The 21,051-nt window shown below is 70.6% G+C and carries 15 protein-coding genes and 1 pseudogene; 13 read left to right on the top strand and 3 right to left on the bottom strand.

Annotated elements, in window-relative coordinates; genetic code table 11:
- Nucleotides 1-28: 28 nt before the first annotated feature.
- Nucleotides 29-1,198, bottom strand: coding sequence for a kynureninase (locus tag OXU32_16320; protein MDE0075521.1), 1,170 nt, complete (start codon nucleotides 1,196-1,198; stop codon nucleotides 29-31).
- A 95-nt stretch (nucleotides 1,199-1,293) separates the two neighbouring features.
- Between OXU32_16320 and OXU32_16315 the strand changes: the two genes are divergently transcribed.
- The 3 genes from OXU32_16315 (at nucleotide 1,294) to OXU32_16305 (ending at nucleotide 7,420) form a co-directional block, all read left to right on the top strand.
- Nucleotides 1,294-2,514: a cytochrome P450 gene (locus tag OXU32_16315; protein MDE0075520.1), complete on the top strand. Its 1,221-nt coding sequence runs from the start codon at nucleotides 1,294-1,296 to the stop codon at nucleotides 2,512-2,514.
- 110 nt (nucleotides 2,515-2,624) lie between these two features.
- A complete protein-coding gene (locus OXU32_16310) occupies nucleotides 2,625-5,498 on the top strand; it encodes a prolyl oligopeptidase family serine peptidase (GenBank protein MDE0075519.1) in 2,874 nt (957 codons plus the stop codon).
- A complete protein-coding gene (locus OXU32_16305; protein ID MDE0075518.1) occupies nucleotides 5,495-7,420 on the top strand; it encodes a hypothetical protein in 1,926 nt (641 codons plus the stop codon). Before OXU32_16310 ends, OXU32_16305 begins: the two co-directional genes overlap by 4 nt.
- 30 nt (nucleotides 7,421-7,450) lie before the next feature.
- On the opposite strand, the gene OXU32_16300 is transcribed toward OXU32_16305, so the two are convergent.
- Both OXU32_16300 and OXU32_16295 read right to left on the bottom strand, forming a co-directional pair.
- Nucleotides 7,451-8,533, bottom strand: a complete 1,083-nt coding sequence (locus OXU32_16300; GenBank protein MDE0075517.1) for an ATP-dependent 6-phosphofructokinase — start codon at nucleotides 8,531-8,533, stop codon at nucleotides 7,451-7,453.
- A gap of 23 nt (nucleotides 8,534-8,556) precedes the next feature.
- Nucleotides 8,557-9,285: a hypothetical protein gene (locus tag OXU32_16295; GenBank protein ID MDE0075516.1), complete on the bottom strand. Its 729-nt coding sequence runs from the start codon at nucleotides 9,283-9,285 to the stop codon at nucleotides 8,557-8,559.
- Nucleotides 9,286-9,542: 257 nt separating this feature from the next.
- Here OXU32_16295 and OXU32_16290 point away from each other — a divergent pair.
- The 10 genes and pseudogenes from OXU32_16290 (at nucleotide 9,543) to OXU32_16245 (ending at nucleotide 21,034) form a co-directional block, all read left to right on the top strand.
- A pseudogene (locus OXU32_16290) lies at nucleotides 9,543-9,845 on the top strand (ArsC family (seleno)protein).
- Complete coding sequence (gene mmuM, locus OXU32_16285; protein ID MDE0075515.1) at nucleotides 9,842-10,870, top strand: homocysteine S-methyltransferase; 1,029 nt, start codon at nucleotides 9,842-9,844, stop codon at nucleotides 10,868-10,870. The pseudogene OXU32_16290 and the gene mmuM overlap by 4 nt, the downstream one beginning before the upstream one ends.
- A 37-nt stretch (nucleotides 10,871-10,907) precedes the next feature.
- A complete protein-coding gene (locus tag OXU32_16280; GenBank protein ID MDE0075514.1) occupies nucleotides 10,908-11,957 on the top strand; it encodes an aminotransferase class I/II-fold pyridoxal phosphate-dependent enzyme in 1,050 nt (349 codons plus the stop codon).
- Nucleotides 11,958-11,969: 12 nt separating this feature from the next.
- Complete coding sequence (gene lepA, locus OXU32_16275; protein MDE0075513.1) at nucleotides 11,970-13,769, top strand: translation elongation factor 4; 1,800 nt, start codon at nucleotides 11,970-11,972, stop codon at nucleotides 13,767-13,769.
- A gap of 82 nt (nucleotides 13,770-13,851) precedes the next feature.
- Nucleotides 13,852-14,838: an ROK family protein gene (locus OXU32_16270; GenBank protein ID MDE0075512.1), complete on the top strand. Its 987-nt coding sequence runs from the start codon at nucleotides 13,852-13,854 to the stop codon at nucleotides 14,836-14,838.
- Entirely contained in the window at nucleotides 14,831-15,856 is a 1,026-nt protein-coding gene (locus OXU32_16265; GenBank protein MDE0075511.1) for a carbohydrate kinase family protein, read from the top strand. The genes OXU32_16270 and OXU32_16265 overlap by 8 nt, the downstream gene beginning before the upstream one ends.
- A gap of 49 nt (nucleotides 15,857-15,905) precedes the next feature.
- Nucleotides 15,906-16,811: a hypothetical protein gene (locus OXU32_16260; GenBank protein MDE0075510.1), complete on the top strand. Its 906-nt coding sequence runs from the start codon at nucleotides 15,906-15,908 to the stop codon at nucleotides 16,809-16,811.
- A 19-nt stretch (nucleotides 16,812-16,830) separates the two neighbouring features.
- Entirely contained in the window at nucleotides 16,831-17,418 is a 588-nt protein-coding gene (locus OXU32_16255; protein ID MDE0075509.1) for a hypothetical protein, read from the top strand.
- The gene (locus OXU32_16250; GenBank protein ID MDE0075508.1) at nucleotides 17,415-18,617 is read left to right on the top strand and encodes a PLP-dependent aspartate aminotransferase family protein; all 1,203 of its coding nucleotides are present in this window, start codon (nucleotides 17,415-17,417) and stop codon (nucleotides 18,615-18,617) included. The genes OXU32_16255 and OXU32_16250 overlap by 4 nt, the downstream gene beginning before the upstream one ends.
- A gap of 125 nt (nucleotides 18,618-18,742) precedes the next feature.
- Nucleotides 18,743-21,034 (top strand): penicillin acylase family protein, encoded by a 2,292-nt coding sequence (locus OXU32_16245; GenBank protein MDE0075507.1) that lies wholly within the window; start codon nucleotides 18,743-18,745, stop codon nucleotides 21,032-21,034.
- Nucleotides 21,035-21,051 lie beyond the last annotated feature (17 nt).

Genomic DNA, 21,051 nt, shown 5'->3' with positions numbered 1-21,051 from the left:
GTGGAGGGCGGCGGCCAGCGGTTCAACCTCAGCAATGCGCGGCCAGAACCTCCCCCAGAGCCTCGACCGCCTTGTCCAGCTGGTGGGAGGTCACGTAGGGTGCCGGCCCCAGGCGCAACGAACTGCCACGGAAGTCCGTGTGGATGCCGCGCCTCCCGAGCTCGCCGCAGATCTTCCCTGCGAGGGGGGTGGTCAGGGCCAGAAAGCCGCCTCTCCGGGACAATGGCACCGTGCGATCTCGCGAGAGAATCCGCGGATCCGGGTCCAGGGCATCGATCCCCGCCGCGAGTTGGCGAATCTGCTGCAGGCTGATGCGCCGAAGGCGCTCCGGGACGAGCCCTTTCTCCCGGAAGAACCTGAACACCGCCGCCGCCCGATAGTGACTGACCGGATCGTAGGTCGAGCCCGCGAAGCGCAGATGTCCTTCCCCGTAGGGGGGTCCGCCCTGTCGGCGTCCGGCTGCCAGCGTCCCGAACTCGGCGAACCACCCGGTCAGCACCGGCCTCAGCCGGCAGTGCCGCGGGAACCTCAGAAAGCAGTTCCCCTCGCCCAATTGACAGTACTTGTAGCCGCCGCCCGTCACGAAGGCGTCGGCGAGCCCCGACTTCACGACCGAGAACGGGACTGCGTTGAGCGAGTGATAGGCGTCCACGAGCAGTTCCGCGCCGACCCGCGCGCAGGCGGCTGCCACCTCGTCCAGTCCGTCGACGATCCGGGCGTCGCGAAAGAGCACCGAGGACACCAGCACCGCCGCCGTGCGGCCGTCCACCTCCGCGACGAGCGCATCCGCCACGGGGGCGCCATCCGCGGTCGGCACTGTCCTGATCTCGATTCCCTCGCGCCCGAGCCGTTCCAGCTGGCGCCGGATCGTATGGAACTCGCCATCGGTGGTCACGACGCGCGGCCGCTCCCGCAAGGGCAGCGCCGACAGAAACCGGGTGACCAGCTCGTGCGTGTTTTGCCCCAGCGCGATGTGGCCGTCCGGGTCGTCCAGCAGGCGGCGGTACCCTCCCCGCACCTCGGCGGCCAACTCGAACGCGCGCTCCCACTTGTCGTCCACAAGTTCGGCGGCGTCGAGCCATGCCTGCCGCTGGGCGTCGAACGCCACGTCGGGCCACGCCTGGTGTGAATGCCCGGTAAGGAGCACGCGCTCCGACACCCGGAAGCGGGAGTAGTGGCGCACCAGGTCTTCGGTCATCCGCGTGCCCCTTGCAGCGGTCTGCGCCGCTCGTCACGGTGTCCGGGTGCCGGAAGGGAACCCGGGAAGGTGACCGGACGGCTTTGGAGGGTTTCATGCAGAACGCTACAACGATGAATCGGGGCGATGCCAGCCGCGCCCGGCGGTTCCCCCGGGGAGCCCGGGTGACCGTCGAGGCGCTGGCCGGCGATCCCTACCCCCTGTTCCACGAACTCCGGGCTGCGGAACCGGTGACATGGGTTCCGGAGCTCGGCATGTGGATGCTCACGCGCCGGGACGACATCGTGGAGGTGCTGGCCGACTGGAAACGCTTCACAACCGACGCGCCCGCCTCCACCATCCGCGACATCTTTGGCTCGCACATGCTCACAACCGACGGCGAGCCCCAGATCCGCTACAAACGCCGCTTCATCGGCCCGTTTCGGCGCGGCAACCTCGAGCGCAATCTGCTCGGGACGGTGCGGGCGGTGCTTGACCGGCTGATGGGAGAGCTGGAAGACGGTCGGCGGCGCGCGGCCGATCTGCGGGCCCGGCTGGCGCGGCCACTGTCGGTGCGGAGCATCTGCCGGGTGCTGGGGCTTCCGGAACGCGATGGACCCCGCCTGCTCGCCTGGTACGACGACTTCGCCGCGGCGCTCGAGAACTTCACCGGCGATCCCGAGGTGCGGAGGAGGGGGAAGGCCGCGGCCCGCGAGTTCGGCAAGTACGTGACGCCCTTCCTGCAGGGGAGGAGCTCCGTGCCCGAGGGCTCGACCATCGCGGGGCTCCGCACCGACGCGGAGCCGCTTGCGGAGGCGGAGATGGTCGCCAACCTGCTGATCATCCTCTTCGGCGGCATCGAGACCACCGAGTCGGCCATCGCCAGCGCCATCTGGGCCGCGCTGACTCACCGGACGGTTTCGAGGCTGGCCGCGTACGACCCGGACCGGCTGGACGATGTGTTCGAGGAGTCTCTCAGGTGGGACGCGGCCGTCCAGTCCTGCACGCGTTTCACCACGGAGGCGGTCGAGATCCGGGGCGTGAGGATCCCCGCCAACGAGACCGTCCAGTGCATGCTGGGCGCCGCCAACCGCGATCCCGCCCACTTCGACGATCCCGACCGCTTCGATGCGGACCGGCCCAACGCGCGCGACCACCTGTCCTTCGGCGCCGGGCGCCACTTCTGCCTGGGAGCCACCCTGGCGCGCATCGAGGCGCGGGAGGCGCTGGCGCGGGTGTTCCGCCTGCCGGGCCTGCGACTCGACCCGGAGCGGCCCAGCCGCCCGCACGGCCACGAGTTCCGGGCCCCGCCGGGGGTTTGGGTGGTGTGGGGGTGATATGTTCGAGGAAGCGTGGGGCATGGGGCGCGGCCGGGACTGAGGCAGACCGCCGGCGGTGGCGAACGCGCGCTCCTGCCCGCCATCCCCCGGTTTCAAGGAGCATTCCCGTGAGTTCATCCGCAGACTTCCGGCCGGCGCCGATCCCCAGCCGAAACTCCAGTGCGCGCCGTCGCCTTGCGGCCGTCTCCGTCGCGGCCGTCTCCGTCGCGGCCGTTTGCCTCGCCGCCGCGCTGCCGCTCTCCGCCCAGGATCCGCCCCGCGTCGCCCCCGAAGGCTACGGGCGCTGGGAGAATCTCGGGCCTGCTCTGCTCTCGCCGCATGGCGACTGGGTCGCTTACACGGTCAGCCGCGTCGACGAGACCGCGGAACTGCGGGTACGGCGCCTGAGCGAGGATGCGACGCGCGTCTTCCCCTGGGGACGGTCTCCGCGCTTCTCGCCGGACGGGGGCTGGCTGGCGTGGACCGTGGGGCTTTCGCCCGACGAGACGGAACGACGCGAAGAGGAAGGTGATGCGCTCCGCGAGGGGGCGGCGTTGCTCGACCTGGCCACCGGCGATATGCGCGAGTTTGCATCGGTGTCCGGGTGGAGCTTCGACTCGTCGGGACGATTCCTTGCGCTGCGCGCGGATCCGCCCGAGGAGCCGGCGGGGAAGGGCGCCGACCTGCGGATCGTGGTGCTGGCCACGGGCTCCGAGACGAGCTTCGGCAACGTCGGGGAGATGGCGTGGAGCTCCTCCGGGTCGCGGATCGCAATGGTGATCGCCACCGGAACCGACCTGGGGAACGGCGTGCAGGTCTACGATGCCGGCTCGGGCACGCTGCAGTCGGTGGATGCGTCGGGGGCCGGCTACCGGGGGCTGGCCTGGCGCGACGATGCGGCCGACCTGGCGGCCCTGCGCTCGCGTGAGGATGCCTCGGCGGGGGGTTCCGCCTACGACGTGCTGGCTTGGCGCGGCCTCGACCGCGGACCGGAGATGGTCGTGCTGGGCGAGGGCGCGGCTGGCATCGCGAACGGCCTGGAGGTCGTGGACCGGGCGCCGCAGTGGTCCGACGAGGGCGCCATAATCTCCATCGGGCTCCGGTCCCGTGAAGAAGAAGATGCGCAGGATGCCGGCGCGACCGGGACCAGTGAGGCCGACGCCGACGAGACGGGGTCGGCCGATTCGCAGGACGACCAGCCGGACCTGCCCGGGCTGCAGATCTGGCACAGCCGGGATTTGCGCATCTTCCCGCAGCGGCAGGCGGCGGAGGGCCGCGACGCGAACCGCACCCTGCTGGCCGTCTGGCATCTGGACGAGAACCGGGTCGTCACCATCGGCTCCGACCTGATGGCCGACGCAACCCTGTTGCACGGCTGGGGTTTCGCCCTGGAGGATATCGCCGAACCCTATCCTTTCGGCGCGATGTTCGGCCGGCCGTATCACGACGTCTGGTCGATCGACGTGGATAGCGGGGAGAGGCGCCGGCTTCTCACCCGGGTGCGCTACGAGTGGCCCGGCGCGGGCGGCCGCTGGCTGGTGTCGTACGACGGGGCCAACTACTGGAGCCTGGAGGTTGCAACCGCGGAGCGGCACGACCTGACCTCGAACCTCGCGACCTCCTTCGCCAACACGGAATACGACACACCCACCGATGTCGTCCCGCCCTTCGCTTTCGGCCCCGGGGGATGGCTGGAGGACGACGCCGGAGTCCTCCTCTACGACAAGCACGACATCTGGCGCGTCGCGCTGGACGGGAGCGGCGCAACGCGGCTCACCGCCGGTGCCGAGGCCGGCATCACGCACCGGGTCGCCAGCCTTCCGGATGACGATATCCCCGGCCTCGATCCGGGCGCATCGCTCCATCTCACGCTCTACAACGAGAGGACGGAGCAGCGGGGGTACGCGCGCGTCGCGCCGGGCTGGGACGGGCCCGTGGAGACGCTGGTATTCGAGGACGCGCTGGTGGGCGGTCTTGCGCGCGCGGACAGCGCCGACATCCTGCTCTACCGCGCCGAGGCCTTCGACGACCCGCCCGACTACTTCGTCGGTGGTCCCGATCTGGCCGACGCCGTTCAGGTCACCGACATCAACCCGTTCATCGCCGAAGTCGCGTGGGGCCGGGCCGAGCTGGTGGACTTCACGAGCGAGAGCGGGCGGGACCTGCAGGCGGTGCTGCTCTACCCGGCGGGCTACGAGGCCGGGACGGCCGTGCCCACCATCGTCTACACCTACGAGATGCTCTCGCCCCAGATGCACCGCTTCATCGCCCCCAGCGAGCGCGACTACTACAACTTCACGGCGTGGACCCAGCACGGCTACGCGGTGCTGCTCCCGGACATCGTCTACCGGGCCCGCGACCCGGGCGTGAGCGCGCTGGAGTCGGTGCGCGCGGCTGTGGCCAGGGTGGTCGACATGGGGGTGGCCGATCCGGACGCGGTCGGGCTCATCGGGCACTCCTGGGGCGGCTACCAGGCGACCTTCCTGCCCACCCGGACCGACATCTTCGCCGCCTCGGTGGCGGGCGCGCCCCTCACCGACTTCGTGAGCTTCATGGGGGCCATCCACTGGAACCCGGGGATCCCCGAGGTCGACCACTGGGAGACCGGCCAGGCCCGGATGGAGGTGCCGTTCTGGGAGGATCCCGAGGCGCACCGGCGCAACTCGCCCATCCACGAGGTGCACAACCTGGAGACGCCGCTGCTCATGGCCTTCGGCGACGACGACGGGGTCGTCGACTGGGACCAGGGCACCGAGTTCTACAACTTCGCGCGCCGCGCCGGGAAACAGATGGTGCTGCTGGTCTACGAGGGCGAGGACCACGGACTGCGCGAGGAAGCCAACCAGAAGGACTATCACCGCCGCATCCTGGAGTGGTTCGGCCACTACCTGAAGGGCGATCCGGCCCCGTCATGGATCACGGACGGTGTGTCCCTGCAGGACCTTGAAGACGAGAAGAGGCGAGTGGCCGGCGGCGGGAAGAGAGCCGGCGGCACCTCGTGACGAGCCGAACGGAGCCAGCCTCACCCGGCACGGAGCCGGTCGAACAGCCCGCCGCCCGATACGCGGACCGCGCCCGCCGCTTCGATGAAGAGGCGGCCGGGAGGGCCGGCGCGGTCCGGTTTTGCGAGCGGCTCCGGCTGGTGGTCTTCGTGGCCAGCGCGGTTGGCGCCTGGCTCCTGATCTCCCAGGGACGAGGCCAGGGGGTCTGGCTGCTCATGGCCGGGGCGGTCGTGGCCTTCGTGATCGTCGTAGCGCGACACCGGGCCGCCCAACGGCGGCTGCGACGCGCGGAGTTGATGGCCGACTTCAATCGCGAGGGGATCGCCCGCGTCGAGCGGCGCTGGTCCGACCTGCCGCGGCCGTTCAGTCCGCCCGTGCCGCGGAACCACGACTACGCGGACGACCTGGACCTGCACGGTCACGCGTCGCTCGTTCACCTGACGGGGGTCTGCGGAACCGCACCCGGCCGGTCGACGCTCTGGTCCTGGCTCCTCGCTCCGGCGGACCCGGAGACCATCGCCTTGCGCCAGGAAGGGGTCCGCGAGATGGCGGGCGCCTTCGACTACCGGGATCGCATCGCGGCCGAAGCGCGGCTGATGAACAGCGACTCGATGGAGGGGGTGGAGGACTTCCTGCGCTGGTGTGAGAGCCCGGGCTGGCTGTCCGGGCGCACCTGGCTGCGCGCGGCGGCTGTCCTGCTTCCGCCGGTGAACCTGGCCGCCATCATTCTCTACTCTCTGGGGATGGCGCCCACGGCCGCCGCCGCCTGGCCGCTGCTGGTGTCCGCTCTGGTGATGGCGCCGGCGTGGAAGGCGATCAACCGAGCCGGCTCCGAGGCCGACGATGGCGAATCGGGCGTGCGGCACTACGGGCCGCTGCTCAGCCTCCTCGCCGACGCACCCCTCGATTCACGCTACGCGGCGGACCTCCGACAACGGCTGGGCGCCGGCACGAGACCCGCCCCTGGAGAGATCGCGGCACTGCGCCGGCTGCTTGACATGGCGGAAGTCAGGAGGTCGCCTCTATTCCACATCCCTCTGGCTCTGGTATTCCTCTGGGACGTGCACGTCCTGGCCGCCCTCGAGCGCTGGAAGAAGCGGTCGGGCGCTCGCGTCCGGGCGTGGCTTGAGGTTGTCGGCGAGGCAGAGGCGCTGGTCGCCCTGGCGGCGCTCGCCGCCGATCATCCCGACTGGACCATGCCCGCGCTGGACGCCGAAGCCACCTCGCTACGGGGGCGGGCGCTGGGCCATCCTCTCCTCGCTCCGCAACTCTGCGTGCGCAACGACGTGGAGGTGGGCCCGGCAGGCTCGTTTCTGCTGGTGACGGGATCGAACATGTCCGGGAAATCCACGCTGGTGAAGGCAGTCGGCCTGAATGCCGTGCTCGCTCAGGCGGGCGGACCGGTGTGCGCCGAGGCGTTGCGCATCCCATCGCTGCGCGTCGTCACCAGCATGCATGTTGCCGACTCCCTCGCCGACGGCGTGTCCTTCTTCATGGCCGGACTGCAGCGCCTGAAGCAGGTCGTGGATGCGGCCGAGACACCCGGCGCCGGGGAGGGGTCGCGGGCCGGCCGGCCAGTCTCCGGCGGCCCACGGGTCCTGTACCTCCTCGACGAGATTCTCCAGGGGACCAACAGCGCCGAGCGCAGGATCGCCGCGCGAACCGTTCTGCGGAGACTGCTCCGCTCCGGTGCGATCGGGGCCGTAACGACCCACGACCTGTCGCTGGCCGACGCGGAAGACCTGAACATGAGGGCAGTCCCGGTCCACCTGACCGAGTCCGTCGGCGACGAGAACGAGGGGCTCACCTTCGATTACCGTCTGAGGACCGGAATCGCCACCTCGACCAACGCTCTGCGGCTGCTGGAACTCGTCGGACTCGGCGATGGCCGCCGGGGCCCCTCCAGGATCGGCCGGGAATAGCTCGCCCGGAGCCCTCTCCAAGGCTCCGGATCAGTCGCCGAACGAAATCCCCACCGCCCGGGCAGTGCGCACGACATCTCCCCGGGCAGGCACTGTCTTGAGATGCCTCACCGCATCTGCGAGGGGCACCGCCTTCACGTCGGGCGGCTCCAGCGCGACCATGCAGCCGAACTGTCCACGTTCGGCGAGTTCGATGGCCGCGGATCCGAATCGCAGGGAGATGATGCGGTCGTAGGCGGTGGGCGCGCCGCCCCGCTGCAGGTGTCCCAGCACCAGGCTGCGGGTCTCGTGGCGGGTGCGTTCCCTCAACTGGCGGCTGAGCAGCCTCGCGGCTCCTCCCAGTCGGCGCTTCAGGCCGGCATGGTCGTCCAGGTATGAGGCTTCTCCACCCACGGGAAGCGCACCCTCCGCCACGACCACGATCGCGTACTCGTGGCCCCGGCTCCAGCGGGCCTCGATCGCTTCCACCACACGGTCGAGCCGGTAGGGGATCTCCGGGATGAGAATCACGTCCGCGGCTGCGGCCAGGCCGGCGAAGAGCGCAATCCAGCCGGCGTGCCGTCCCATCAGCTCGACGACCATGATGCGCTCGTGCGCCTCGGCGGTGGAATGAAGCTTGTCGATGGCGTCGGTCGCGGTCTGGACGGCGGTATGGAAGCCGAAGGTTACCACCGTCGCATCCAGGTCATTGTCGATGGTCTTGGGCACGCCGATGACGTTGAGGCCCCGGCGCGCCAGATCGCGCGCGATCCTGAGCGAGCCGTCGCCGCCAATCGCGATGAGGCAGTCGATCCCCATCTCCCGGAATCGGTCGATGACTTCGCCGGAACGATCCACCGTGCGCACCGATCCGTCCGGCTGCGTGACCTGGAACGAGAACGGGTTGCCCCGGCTGGTGGTCCCCAGGATCGTGCCGCCCTCGTGGGTGATCCCGCGGACCGCGGCCTCGTCGAGCACCACCACCCCGCCATAGCCCGCCTGGAAGAGACCCGAATAGCCCCGCCGGATCCCGAACACCTCCCATCCGCGCGCCCGGGCCGCGAGCACGGCGGCACGGATGACCGCGTTGAGCCCGGGAGCGTCCCCGCCGCCGGTGGTGATCGCGATGCGCATGGCTATCTGCCGGAGCCGCCGGGTTACCCGCTCTCCCGGTCCGCGACGGCCTCCAGCACCAGTTCCTGAATAATTCCGTCGTAGGCGTCGACGATCGGCAATCGAGCCGCCGTGTCGAGCATTTCCCGCGCCCGCTCCTCGCCGTTCTCCTCGTCGAGGTCGGGAAGCCGGATCGCGTATTCGTAGAGCACGACCCTCGACTCCGGCGCCAGTTGCAGCGCCTGCTCGAACAGGACGACGGCGGCCGGGCGATTCCCTCCGTACATCCGCCGCGCGATGAACCCTTCCGCCGCGATGTCGGCGTGCCATCCGCCGAGCGCCAGCCTGGCCTCCCAGAGATATGGATCGAGGCGAATCGCCGCATCCAGCCGTTCGCGGATTCTGCCCGCGAGACCCTGGCGGAGCGCCGTGAATGCACCAATGCCCTGAGCGTAGCGGCCGAGGGCGTGGGCCGCCTGATAGTGTGCCTCGGCGTTGCTGGAGTCGGCGCCCATGGCCTCGTCGCTCATCTCTATCGCGCGGTCGACAAGCTCCTCCCACTCGTTATCGGTCGTGAAGTAGTGGGCGTGTATCGAGAGCGATTGCGCCGCCAGCGCGTAGCCGTCGGAGGTTTCGAGCGCCTCGGCGATCTCCGCCGCCTCGAGAAAGCGGCCTTCCGCGTACGCGGCTCTCGCGTCTTCGAGGGACTGCGCGCCGGCGTCGGCCGCCAGGAGCACGAGGCCCCCCAGCGCCGCGCATCGGAAAACGGTCATCCTGGTCTCCACGGGTTCGGGTCGCAGGGCGGCATCGGCGCGTGTCCGTCCGGCGTCGGCCCGCGCCCCGGATGCGTCCCAAGAATCAAACCGCCGCGATAGCGCCGCAAGGCCGGTTGTTCGACATTAGGTCCGGGCATACCGGCGCTGCTCTCCCGCCGTTTTCCATTCGCGCCGCACACTCATCGGAGGGACCCATGGCCACGTCGTCCGTTGAATGGCGGTATCACCGCCCGGGCTGAACCAGTTGCAAGCGCACGCAAGAGTTTCTTGCGCAGAACGAGATCGCGACGGAGGAAACGCAGAGCGCCACGCGCAACCCCGTGGCGAGCGACCAGGTCCTGGGCCTGCTGGAGGGCGTGAGCAACCTCTACGTAGCCAGGGGGAAGAAGATCGTGCACGTCGATCTGAACGCCACGCGGCCCGCCGACGAGGACCTCGTGGGCCTGCTCTGCAGCCGCTTCGGAAAGCTGCGCGCGCCCACCATGCGCAGCGGGGATCGGCTCATGGTGGGATACAACGCGGAGATGCTGTCGACGCTGCTCAGTCCGGAGGGATGAGCCCGGCGGAGAAGAACGGGCCTCTTGCGCCGTTTCTCGCTCGCGGGAGGCCCTTGATCGCCGACGGGGGTCTGGCGACGGCGCTCGAGGCCCGCGGACACCGGCTCGGCACCCGGCTCTGGTCGGCGGAACTGCTCGTCTCGAACCCCGATGCCATCCGCGACATTCACGCCGAATACCTCGCAGCAGGTGCGGATTGCGTCTCCACCGCCAGCTACCAGGCGAGCTTTGCCGGCTTCCGCGAGCAGGGCTACGACGATGCCGAGGCGGCCGGCTTCCTTGAGCTGTCGGTCGCGCTGGCTCTCGAAGCGCGCGATCGCTACTGGGCGGTTGAGGCCAACCGCACCGGGCGGCTGCGGCCGCTGGTGGCGGCGAGCGCCGGCCCATACGGGGCGTATCTCGCGGACGGGTCCGAGTACGATGGCCGCTACGGCGTCGAGTTCGGGGTGCTGGACGCGTTCCACCGGCGCCGATTCCGGCTATTCGCGCGCTCGGGCGCCGACCTGATCCTGTGCGAGACCATCCCCTCGGGTCTCGAGGTCGAGGCATTGCTCGGGATTCTGGACGAGACGCCGGAGGCCTGCGTGTGGATGAGCTTCTGCTGCGCGGATGGCGCGCGGCTCTGGGACGGCACGCCGGTGGAGGAGGTCGCACGCCTCTGCGATCGGGCGGACCGGGTGGTGGCGGTGGGAGTCAACTGCGTCGCCCCCGCCCATGTCGGCGAGCTCATCGGGCGAATCCGCACCGTGACCGATCTTCCCGCAATCGCCTATCCCAACTCGGGGGAGGTGTACGACGCCCGCACCGGCACGTGGCACTGGCCCGCGAACGGCGCCGGCGGGGCCGGCGAGCCGATCCCGGATGCGGGCGACTGGATCGCCCGCGGTGCGGCAGGAGTCGGCGGGTGCTGCCGCGTCGGTCCCGCGGAGATCCGCGCGCTGCGACGGCAGATCGCGGGTGTGCCGCTGGCGCCTTCCGGTGGATCGCCCGGTGGCGGATTCGGTCCCTCCGACCGGCAGCGGTGATGCGACACCACCGGTCCCGCCCGGGGTATCGCGGGTCATGATCGATCTGCGCAGCGACACCGTGACCCTTCCCACCCCGGCCATGCGCGACGCCATGGCCGCCGCCCCGGTGGGCGACGACGTCTACGGCGACGACCCCACGGTGAACGCCCTGGAGGCGCGCACGGCGGAGCTGCTGGGCAAGGAGGCCGCGGTCTTCGTCCCCACCGGCACGATGTCCAACCAGATCGGGGTGCGCGCCCACACCGAACCCGGCGACCTCGTCCTGATCGACCGGAGCGCCCACATCGTCCGCAGCGAGTCGGGCGCCCCGGCCGCGCTCAGCGGCGTGACCCTGAAGCCCCTCCCCGGGCGTGCCGGCGTGTTCACCGCCGCCGATGTGGACGACGCCATCGAGCCCGAGCACCCCTTCAATCCCATCCACCTGGAGTCGCCACCCCGGCTGCTGTGCGTGGAGAACACCCACAACGGGGGAGGGGGGACGGTGTGGCCGCTCGGCCAGGTCGAGGAAGTGTGCGCGGCCGCCCGCCGCCACGGCCTTGCGACCCACCTTGACGGCGCCCGCCTCTGGCACGCCACTGCCGCCACGGGGGTCTCCGAGGCCCGCTACTGCGCGCCTTTTGACACCGTGAACGTCTGCTTCAGCAAGGGACTCGGCGCTCCCGTGGGCTCCGCCCTGGCCGGCTCCGAGGAGCTGGTAGCGCGGGCGCGGCGCTTCAAGCAGCAGTTCGGGGGCGGCTTCCGCCAGGCGGGAATCCTGGCCGCCGCCGCACTGCACGCGCTGGAGCACCACCACGGCGGGTTGCCGGCCGACATCGCCAACGCCCGCGCCCTGGCGCACGGGGTCGCCTGCATCGACGGCCTGGAGGTCGATCTCGACCGCGTGCAGTCCAACCTGGTGCGCTTCCGGGTGAACGCAGTGCCGGCGGGCGCCTTCGCGCTCCGCTGCCATGCACGCGGGCTTCATCTCCTGCCCCAGGGCGAAACCGGCGTCCGGGCCGTGACCCACCGGGACATCTCCGCGCCCGACGTGGAGCGTGCGCTCGACATCATGCGGCGCGTGGTGCGCGCGGCCTGCCGGGGCTAGCGAGGAGACGCCGTGCAGCTCGACCGCATCCGCAACTTCTGCATCGTCGCCCACATCGACCACGGCAAGTCGACCCTGGCCGATCGGCTCCTGGAGCTCACAGGCGCGCTCGATCCCCGGCAGATGCGCGCCCAGGTGCTCGATTCCAACGAGCTGGAGCGCGAGCGGGGCATCACCATCAAGCTGCACGCCGTGCGCATGGACTACACGGCGCGCGACGGCGAGCGCTATCAGCTCAACCTGATCGACACCCCCGGACACGTCGATTTCACCTACGAGGTGTCACGCTCCCTGGCCGCATGCGAGGGCGCCATCCTGGTCGTCGACGCCAGCCAGGGCGTCCAGGCCCAGACCATCTCGAACCTGTTCCTGGCGCTGGACGCGGACCTGGAGGTGATCCCGGTGATCAACAAGATCGATCTTCCAGGCGCCGAGCCGGAGCGCCGCCGCGACGAGCTCGCGGACCTGCTGGGGGTCGATCCCTCCGAGGTGCTGCTCGCCAGCGCCAAGGAGGGGACGGGCGCCGCGGAGATCCTGGAAGCGGTCATCGAACGGGTGCCCCCTCCGGAGGGAGACCCGGAGGCGCCCCTGCGCGCGCTCATCTTCGACTCCTACTACGACCAGTACCTGGGCGCGGTCCCGAGCGTGCGCGTGGTGGACGGTGTGCTGCGCCCCGGGATGGACATCGGTTTCGGCACCGTGAACGCCACCTACGAGGTAACCGAGGTGGGCTACACGCGGCTGGTGCGCGTGCCCCGCGATGCCCTCCACCCCGGGGAAGTGGGCTACCTGGTCGCGGCCATCAAATCGGTCACGCACACGAGGGTGGGGGACACCGTCGTAGAGGCCTCCCGCAGGGCGACCGAACTGCTGCCGGGCTACAAGGAAGTCCGCCCCATGGTGTTCGCGGGGCTCTATCCCAGCAACGCCGACGACTACGAGTCGCTGCGCGACGCGCTCGACCGGCTCAGGCTCAACGACGGCAGCCTGCACTACGTGCCGGAGACCTCGGCCGCCCTCGGATTCGGCTTCCGCTGCGGCTTCCTCGGGCTGCTGCACATGGAGATCGTCCAGGAGCGGCTGGACCGCGAGTTCGGCGTCAGCCTGATCACCACCGTGCCCAACGTCGAGTATCACATCACGCTCACCGACGGCAGCGAGCTGGCGATCGAGAACCCCACTCGCCTGCCTGGACGCGGCAAGCTGAAGTCGGTCGCCGAGCCCTGGGTGCGCGCGCACATCGTGTCGCCCGCCGAATACATCGGCAACGTGCAGAAGCTCTGCCACGATCGGCGCGGGACGTTCAAGGGGATGCGCTACCTGGATCCCCGGCGCGTGGAGATGGACTTCGAGCTGCCGCTGGCCGAGATCGTCCTGGACTTCTACGACCGCCTCAAGGGCAGCACGCGCGGCTACGCGGCGCTCGACTACGAGTTCGCGGAGTACCGGCCCGACAACCTGGTGAAGCTGGATGTGCTGGTGAACGGCGATCCGGTGGATGCCTTCAGCGTCATCATCCACCACGACCGCGCGCAGCTCTACGGCCGCGACCTGGTGCGCAAGCTGAAGGAGCTCATCCCGCGCCAGCAGTTCCAGGTGGCGCTGCAGGCGGCGATCGGGTCCAAGATCGTGGCGCGCACCAACGTGAAGGCCCTGCGCAAGGCGGTGACCGCCAAGTGCTACGGCGGCGACATCACGCGCAAGCGCAAGCTGCTCGAACGGCAGAAGGAGGGGAAGAAGCGGATGAAGCTGGTGGGGTCGGTCGAGATCCCGCAGGAGGCGTTTCTAGCCGTGCTATCTATTGAACAGTAAACATCAGTAGATATCAGTAGATGTCGATGATGCTTCGTCGGGCGCGCCGTGGAGGGAAGGCGGACCCTATGGGATGGCTCTGATGGCGAAGTGGATCGCCGGGGTCGATATCGGTGGGACCACGCTCTCGGTGGGGATGGTTCCGGCGGAGGGAGGGCGTCCGCGCGCGCTCCGGATGGAGGACACGGCGGGCGGGCAGGGCGGAAGTGCGGTGATCGCCCAGGTTGCCGCGATGGTCCGCGCGGCCGTGGATGAGCTGGCGCGCACGGAGGGCCCGGGCGCCACGGTAGCCGGCGTCGGGGTCGCGGCGCCGGGATCGCTGGACCGCGCCCGCGGCGTGGTGCTCGAGTCGCACAACCTGGGGTGGTTCGGGCTTCCGCTGCGCGACCGCGTCCAGGCCGCGACCGGCCTGCCCGCCGTCTTGGAGAACGACGCCAACTGCGCCGCCTACGGGGAATGGTGGCAGGGGGCGGGGCGCGGCTTCCGGTCGGTGCTGGGAATCACCCTGGGCACCGGAATCGGCGGCGGGATCGTCATCGACGGCCGGCCCTTCGCCGGGGCGACGGGAGCCGCCGGGGAGATCGGGCACATGACGGTCGAGTTCGGCGGCCGACCCTGCACGTGCGGAGGCAGGGGGTGCCTCGAGGCCTACGCCTCCGGGCCGGCGATCGCGCGCGCCGCGGTCGAGGGGCTGGCCGGTCGGACGCGGTCGACTCTGCCCGAGCTGGTCGATGGCGACCTGAACCGCATCACGGCCGCCACCGTGCACGAGGCGGCGGCGGGGAGCGACGCCTACGCGGCTGGCGTGCTGGCGCGCGCGGCATGCATGCTCGCGGCCGGGATCACCGGCGCGGTCAACCTGCTCGGCCCGGAGGCGGTGGTGGTGATGGGCGGGGTGGCCGCGGCCGGCGACCTGTTCTTCGGCCCGCTCGCCGCGGAACTCGGCCGCCCCCGCTTCCGCTCGGCGCTGGATGCCTGCACGTTCGTGCCGGGAGCGCTCCCGGGGACCGCCGGGGTGGTGGGGGCGGCGGGGGTGTTCCGCCTGCGGACCGATCCGGTCCGTGACTGACCCGGGCTCCCGCCGGGGATCGCCCCGTTCCGGGGCACGACGCCCCCGCCTCGGCGTGGTCGGCACGCTGGTGTGGGACACCATCCATCTGCGCGACGGACGCGGTGATCCCGTGGAGGAATGGGGCGGGGTGAGCTACGCCCTCGAAGCGCTGGCCGCGTCGCTGCCGGCGCACTGGCGCATCGTGCCGATCCTCAAGGTGGGCCGGGACCTGGCCGAGCCCGCGCTCCGGTTCCTGGGCGAGATCCCCCGCGTGAACCCGCATCGCGCCGTCCGCATCGTCCCGGAACCCAACAACCGCGTGGAGCTGCGCTACCAGGACGACGAGCGGCGCTGCGAGCGTCTGTCCGGAGGGGTGCCCGCCTGGAGCTGGGAAGAGTTCCGGCCTCTCGCCGGCGACTGCGACGCCCTCTACGTCAACTTCATCTCGGGATTCGAGATGGAGCTGGGCACCGCACAGATGCTGCGCGAAGCGTTCGAGGGCCCGATCTACGCCGACCTCCATTCCCTCTTCCTGGGCATCGGGCGCCACGGCGAACGCGAGCCGCGCCGGCTGCCGCTGTGGGACTCCTGGCTGCGCTGCTTCGACGCGGTGCAGATGAACGAGGACGAGTATGCGCTGCTGGGCCGGGACGCCGGAGATCCATGGCGGCTGGCGGCGCACGTGGTGGGGCCGGACCTGAAGCTGGTCACGGTCACGATGGGTCCGCGCGGGGCGGCGTATGTCGCAGCGCCGGATTTCTCGCCCGACACCTCGACCTGGCATGCGATGCGCGGACAGGTGGCCACCGTGGCCCCGGCCACCACCCGGCAGATCGACATCCCCGGAGGCCCGCGCGAAGGCGACGTGACTGGCTGCGGGGACGTATGGGGCGCTACCTTCTTCGCTCGCCTGCTGGAGGGCGACCGCATCGAGCGTGCGATCGTCACCGCCAACTCCATGGCCGCCCGAAACGTCGAACATCGCGGTGCGCGCGGGCTGCACCTCCACCTGAAGGGGCGGATCGCCCGCCGATGAACCGCGCCACGCCCGCCGATCCCGCCGCGCCAACTCCGGAGTTCGCCGGGTGCATGTGATCCGCGTACCCTCGTCGCTGGACTACTCCACCGTGGACAGCGTCTTCCGGCAATGCGCGCAGGCCGTGGAAGGCAAGGCGCTCTTCGACGCGGGCTACCTTCGCTTCGTCGACCCGCAGGGCCTGGTTGGGCTCCTCAGCGCCGGCGCACTGCTGAAGCGCCGGCTGGGGCAGGCGCCCCATCTGCGGCTTCCCCGGCAGGCGGAGGTCCTCGGATACCTGGCGCGCATCCGCTTCCTCGAGCAGGCTCGACGCTTCTTCTCGATAGAGATCCGGCGTCCGCGCGAAATCGCCGCAAGCTCCGACGTGCTGCTCGAAATCACCCCGGTGACCACCAACAGCGACGTGCACGCGGTGGTGGACCGCGTGCAGACGCGCGCGGGGACCATCCTCACCCGCACCCTGGGGTATCCACTGGTGACCGTCGTCCAGTTCTCGGTGGTGCTCTCGGAGGTGTGCCAGAACATCATCGAACATGCCGAGGCCCCGGGATGGGTGGCCGCGCAGGCGTACTACTGGGCAAAGCGCCGGGACCGTTGGATGCTGGTGATCGCCGTGTCCGACCTGGGGCGCGGCTTCCGTGAATCGCTGGCGGCCGAGCACGCCGGCCGTTTCGGAGAGCGATGGGGGGACGGCAGGGCGCTGGAGGCCGCCTTCCTCCACGGCGTCACGCGTTTCCAGGACCTGGGCAGAGGCCAGGGAATCCAGCAGATCCGCAGGCAGGTGCGCCGTTGGGACGGGCTCATCTCCATCCGCAGCGGGACCGCGCGCATCGCCGACGTGCCCGAATGGGACGACACCCCCGCTCTGGAGCAGGGCCTGGCGCATTTTCCGGGCGCCCAGATCAACATCGTTCTGCCCGCGAAGCAGCGGGGCAAGGAGAGGAGCGGCGCATGACGGACTCGGGTCCGGCCTGATGAACGGATTCGGCATCGATCCCGTGGCGATCGACCTCCGTCGCCTGGTACAGAGGCAGGTGGCGTCGCTCTACGCGCACCTGGTGACCCGGCCCACGGGGCGCGCGGTGCGGCTGGCCATCGAGAGCCAGCTAGCGAACGCGGGAGAGATGGCGCTCTCGGTCATCGACTTCTCCGAGGTTCACGTGGTGGATTTCTCGTGCGCGGACGAGGTTGTGGCGAAGCTGCTCCTGCACTACCAGCCGCCCGGGCAAGCCACCCGCGCCTTTTTCATCCTGCGCGGCGTGAGCGATCTTCATCTGGAGCCGATCGAGGCCGTGCTGGAACGCCATCGTCTCACTGCCGTGGCGGAAACCGCGGCGGGGCCGTGCCGGCTGGTTGGCGTGCCGAGCGAGGCCGATGCGAGGGTCTGGCGTTCCCTGGAGGAGCGGGGAGCCCTTTCTCCGGGGGATGTCCCGGCACACCTTCCGGACGAGGTCGATCGCGCTACGCTGGAGTCACTCGTGCGGCGCGGACTTGTTTTCCGGCGACCCGAGTCGGGAGACTATCTGGCGCTGAGCAATCTGATGAGGAGTCTGATGGGATGAAGAGCGTCTCGGAGGAGAGAACGAACGATTCGCCGGAGGTGCGGGAGGCCTGGGGTCCGGGCACGCTGGGTGTCCACGCCGGCGCCCCCGAGCCGCGTCCCGGCGAAGCCGTCGTACTGCCCGTGGTCCAGAGCTCCACCTTCTTCTGGAACGCGCCCGGCGATGCGCCCGAGCTGCGCTACTCCCGGTACGGCAACAACCCGAATCAGGTCGCCGTGGCGAAGAAGCTGGCGGCGCTCGAGGGCACCGAAGCCTCGCTGGCCGTGGCAAGCGGGATGGCGGCCACCGCGCTTCCCGTTCTCGCCCTGACCCGCGCCGGGGACCACGTCGTTGCCTCGAAGCACCTGTACGGCGCCACCGCCACGTTGCTCGCCGATGAGATGCCGCACCGGGGGGTGACCACGACCTTCGTAGATCCGGACGAGACCTGCGCCTGGGAGTCGGCGATGCGGGACAACACCCGCATTCTCTTCCTGGAGACCCCGACCAACCCCGTGATGCGCGTCTTCGATCCGCGCATCCCGGTGCGCCTCGCGCGCCAGGCCGGAGCGGTGACCATGATGGACGCCACCTTCGCCTCGCCCGTCAACCTGAGGCCGGCCCGCCTCGGCGTAGACGTGGTGATCCACAGCGCGACCAAGTATCTCGGCGGCCATTCCGACCTGATCGCGGGCGTCGTCTCCGGCAGCCGCGAGCTGGTCGAGCGCGTGCAGCGCATGCTGGTGCTCTACGGCCCGGCGCTGGACCCGCACGCGGCCTGGCTGCTGGAGCGCGGGATCAAGACGCTGTCGGTGCGCATGGCGCGCCACAACCGGAGCGGCCTGGAGCTCGCAGCCTGGCTGGAGGGCCGGCCCGGGGTCTCGCGCGTCTCCTACCCCGGGCTCGCCAGTCACCCCGACCGCGCTCTCGCGGGCGAGCTTCTGGACGGTTTCGGCGGCATGGTGGGTTTCGTGCTGGAGAGCGGCGGCGCGGGCGCGGACGCATTCTGCCGCAGTCTGGAGGTGGCCAGGGTCGCGCCCAGCCTGGGCGGCGTCGAGACCCTGGTGTCGCAGCCGCGCTTCACGTCTCACATCGGCCTGACACCGGAGGAGAGGACGCAGGCGGGCATTCCCGACGGGTTCGTTCGTGTCTCGGTGGGGCTCGAAGAGGTCCGGGACCTGCAGCGCGACTTCAGCCGGGCTCTGGAGGCGTCGCGCTGAAGAGGGGCCGCCTGTTCCGGAGGATCCTGCTCGGGACACTGGCAGGGGTTCTGCTCGCTTCGCTGGCGGGCGCGATCTGGCTCAGGCGGCTGGCCGCCGGTCCCGCGCCGGCGTCCGGGGAGCTCGTGCTTGCCGGCCTGGAGCAGCCGGTGGAGATCCTGCGCGACTCCCTGGGCGTGCCCCACGTGTGGGCGGGTTCGCTGGCCGACGCGGTCTTCGCGCAGGGGTATCTGCACGCGACGGACCGCCTCTGGCAACTGGAGATGTTCCGCCGCGTCGCCCAGGGACGTCTGAGCGAGCTGTTCGGCGAGGAAACCCTGGATGCCGACCGCTTCCTGCGCGCGCTGGGCCTCGCGCGGGCGGGGCGCGAGACGGCCGTCAGCGAAGGGACCCGGGCGCTGGTGGAGGCGTACGCCCGCGGGGTGAACGCGGCCATGGCCGGATGGCGCGGTCTCCTGCCGCCCGAGTTCGTCCTGCTGCGCGCCGGCTTCGAGACCTGGGAGCTCGAGCACTCGCTCGCGGTCGAGAAGATCATGGCCTGGGACCTGTCACAGTACGGGGTCTCGATGTCGCTGGCGGGCGCGCGCGCCACCGCGGGAGACGAAGCCGTTCTGGAGTTGCTGCCGTCCTATCCGGACTGGGGGGTGACGATTCTGCAGGATGGCCCGGTGGCGCGCGCAGATGGCGGAGTTCCCGGCGATACCGGCGTATCCGGGGGTGGCGGGATCGCCAGCGGTCCCGTCGCGCCGCCGGCCGCTCTGCCCCCCGCCGTCTCCGGCGACGTGATCGCGTCGGCGCGCATGCCCGCGGCCGCCCGCACCGCGCTGGAAGCGGCGAGCATCTTCCGTGCCTCGAACTCCTGGGTCGTCGGAGGCTCCCGCACCGCGACCGGAATGCCCCTGCTCGCCAACGACATGCACCTGGGCCTGGACCACCCCAACATCTGGTACCTCATCGGGCTGCACGCGCCCGGCCTGGATGTCGTCGGACAGAGCCTGCCGGGCGCGCCCGGCGTGGCCGCGGGACACACCGCCGGCGTTGCATGGGGCTTCACCAACGCGATGGTGGATGACTCCGACTTCTTCATCGAACGGGTGGACCCTGCCGACACCACGCGCTACCTGACGCCGGAGGGGAGCGAGCCGTTCCGGGTGCGGGAGGAATCGATCCGGGTGCGCGGGCGCGAAGAGCCGGTGCGCATGGTGGTGCGCGAAACTCGCCACGGCCCCGTCATGACATCCGTGGATCCGGTGCCGGGAGGCGAACTGCTGTCGTTCCGCTGGGGCGCGCACGACCCGTCGACGACCTTCGACGGGATCCTGGCGATGAACCTCGCCAATTCCGCCGGCGAACTGATCGCCGCGCTGGCCCTCTTCACCAGCCCCTACCAGAACGTGGTCTTCGCCGACACCGCCGGCGACTTCGGCTACCAGCTCGCCGGGGCCGTTCCCCTGCGCCGCTCGGGCCGTCCGTCCCTCCTCCCGGTGCCCGGCTGGACCGGTGAACACGACTGGACCGGGACGCTGCCCTACGAGCGCAATCCCCGGCTGCTCAACCCGGCGTCCGGCTTTATCGCGACGGCCAACAACCGCCAGGGCCGGGACTCGCTGTCGCTGCTGATCTCCCCGGACCGCTGGGAGGACCCGTACCGCGCCCAGCGCATCACCGAGCTGATCGAGGCGCGGAGCGACCACGACGCGGAGTCGATGAGGGCCATTCAACTGGATGTCCGGAGCGCCTTCATCGCCCGCTACCGCGACCGGGCGGCCGGCGCCTTTCGGCGCGCGGGGCTGGACAGCCTCGCCGCCGCGCTCGAAGCCTGGGATGGCCGCGCGACCGTGGAGAGCACGGAGGCGACGCTCTTCCACGCCTGGGCGGACGCGCTCGGGGCTGCGCTGCGCGCCCGCTTCTACGCGGCTTCAGGCGGTTTCGGCTATTTCCCGCAGTACATGGTGGGGCGGGCGCTCGACGCCGGCGGGGCCGGGGTGGACTCCCTGGCCGGGCAGGCCGCGCTCGAGGCGGCCGAGGCGAGCGGTCGACCTTGGGGGGAGGTCCACCTCCTGCGCATCTCGCATCCCTTTCAGGACGTGCCGCTGATCGGCGGACTGCTGGGCTTCGGCCGGCGCGGTCTTCCCCGGCCGGGCGACGACTACACGGTCGACGCCGCCCCGTTCGAGGGCAACGTCCCCCTGTTCGAGGTCACCGCCGGGCCCAGCCAGCGTTCCGTCGCCGACCTGGGAGACCTCGGCCGCGGGGGTGGATTCATCCTGCCCGGAGGGCAGTCCGGCCGTCCCGCCAACCGCCACAGTTGGGACCAGCTGGAGCGCTGGCAGCACGGCGAACTGTGGCGTCTGCCGCTCGACCGGTCGGAGGTGGAGGCACGCACGGTCTCCCGGCTGGTACTCCTGCCGGGGTAGCACGCCGGACGAAGAGT

The organism is Gammaproteobacteria bacterium (assembly GCA_028819075.1).
Classification (GTDB): domain Bacteria; phylum Gemmatimonadota; class Gemmatimonadetes; order Longimicrobiales; family Gaopeijiaceae; genus BD2-11.
Note: the sequence above shows the minus strand (reverse complement) of the source record. Positions and strands in the feature narration are given on the sequence as shown.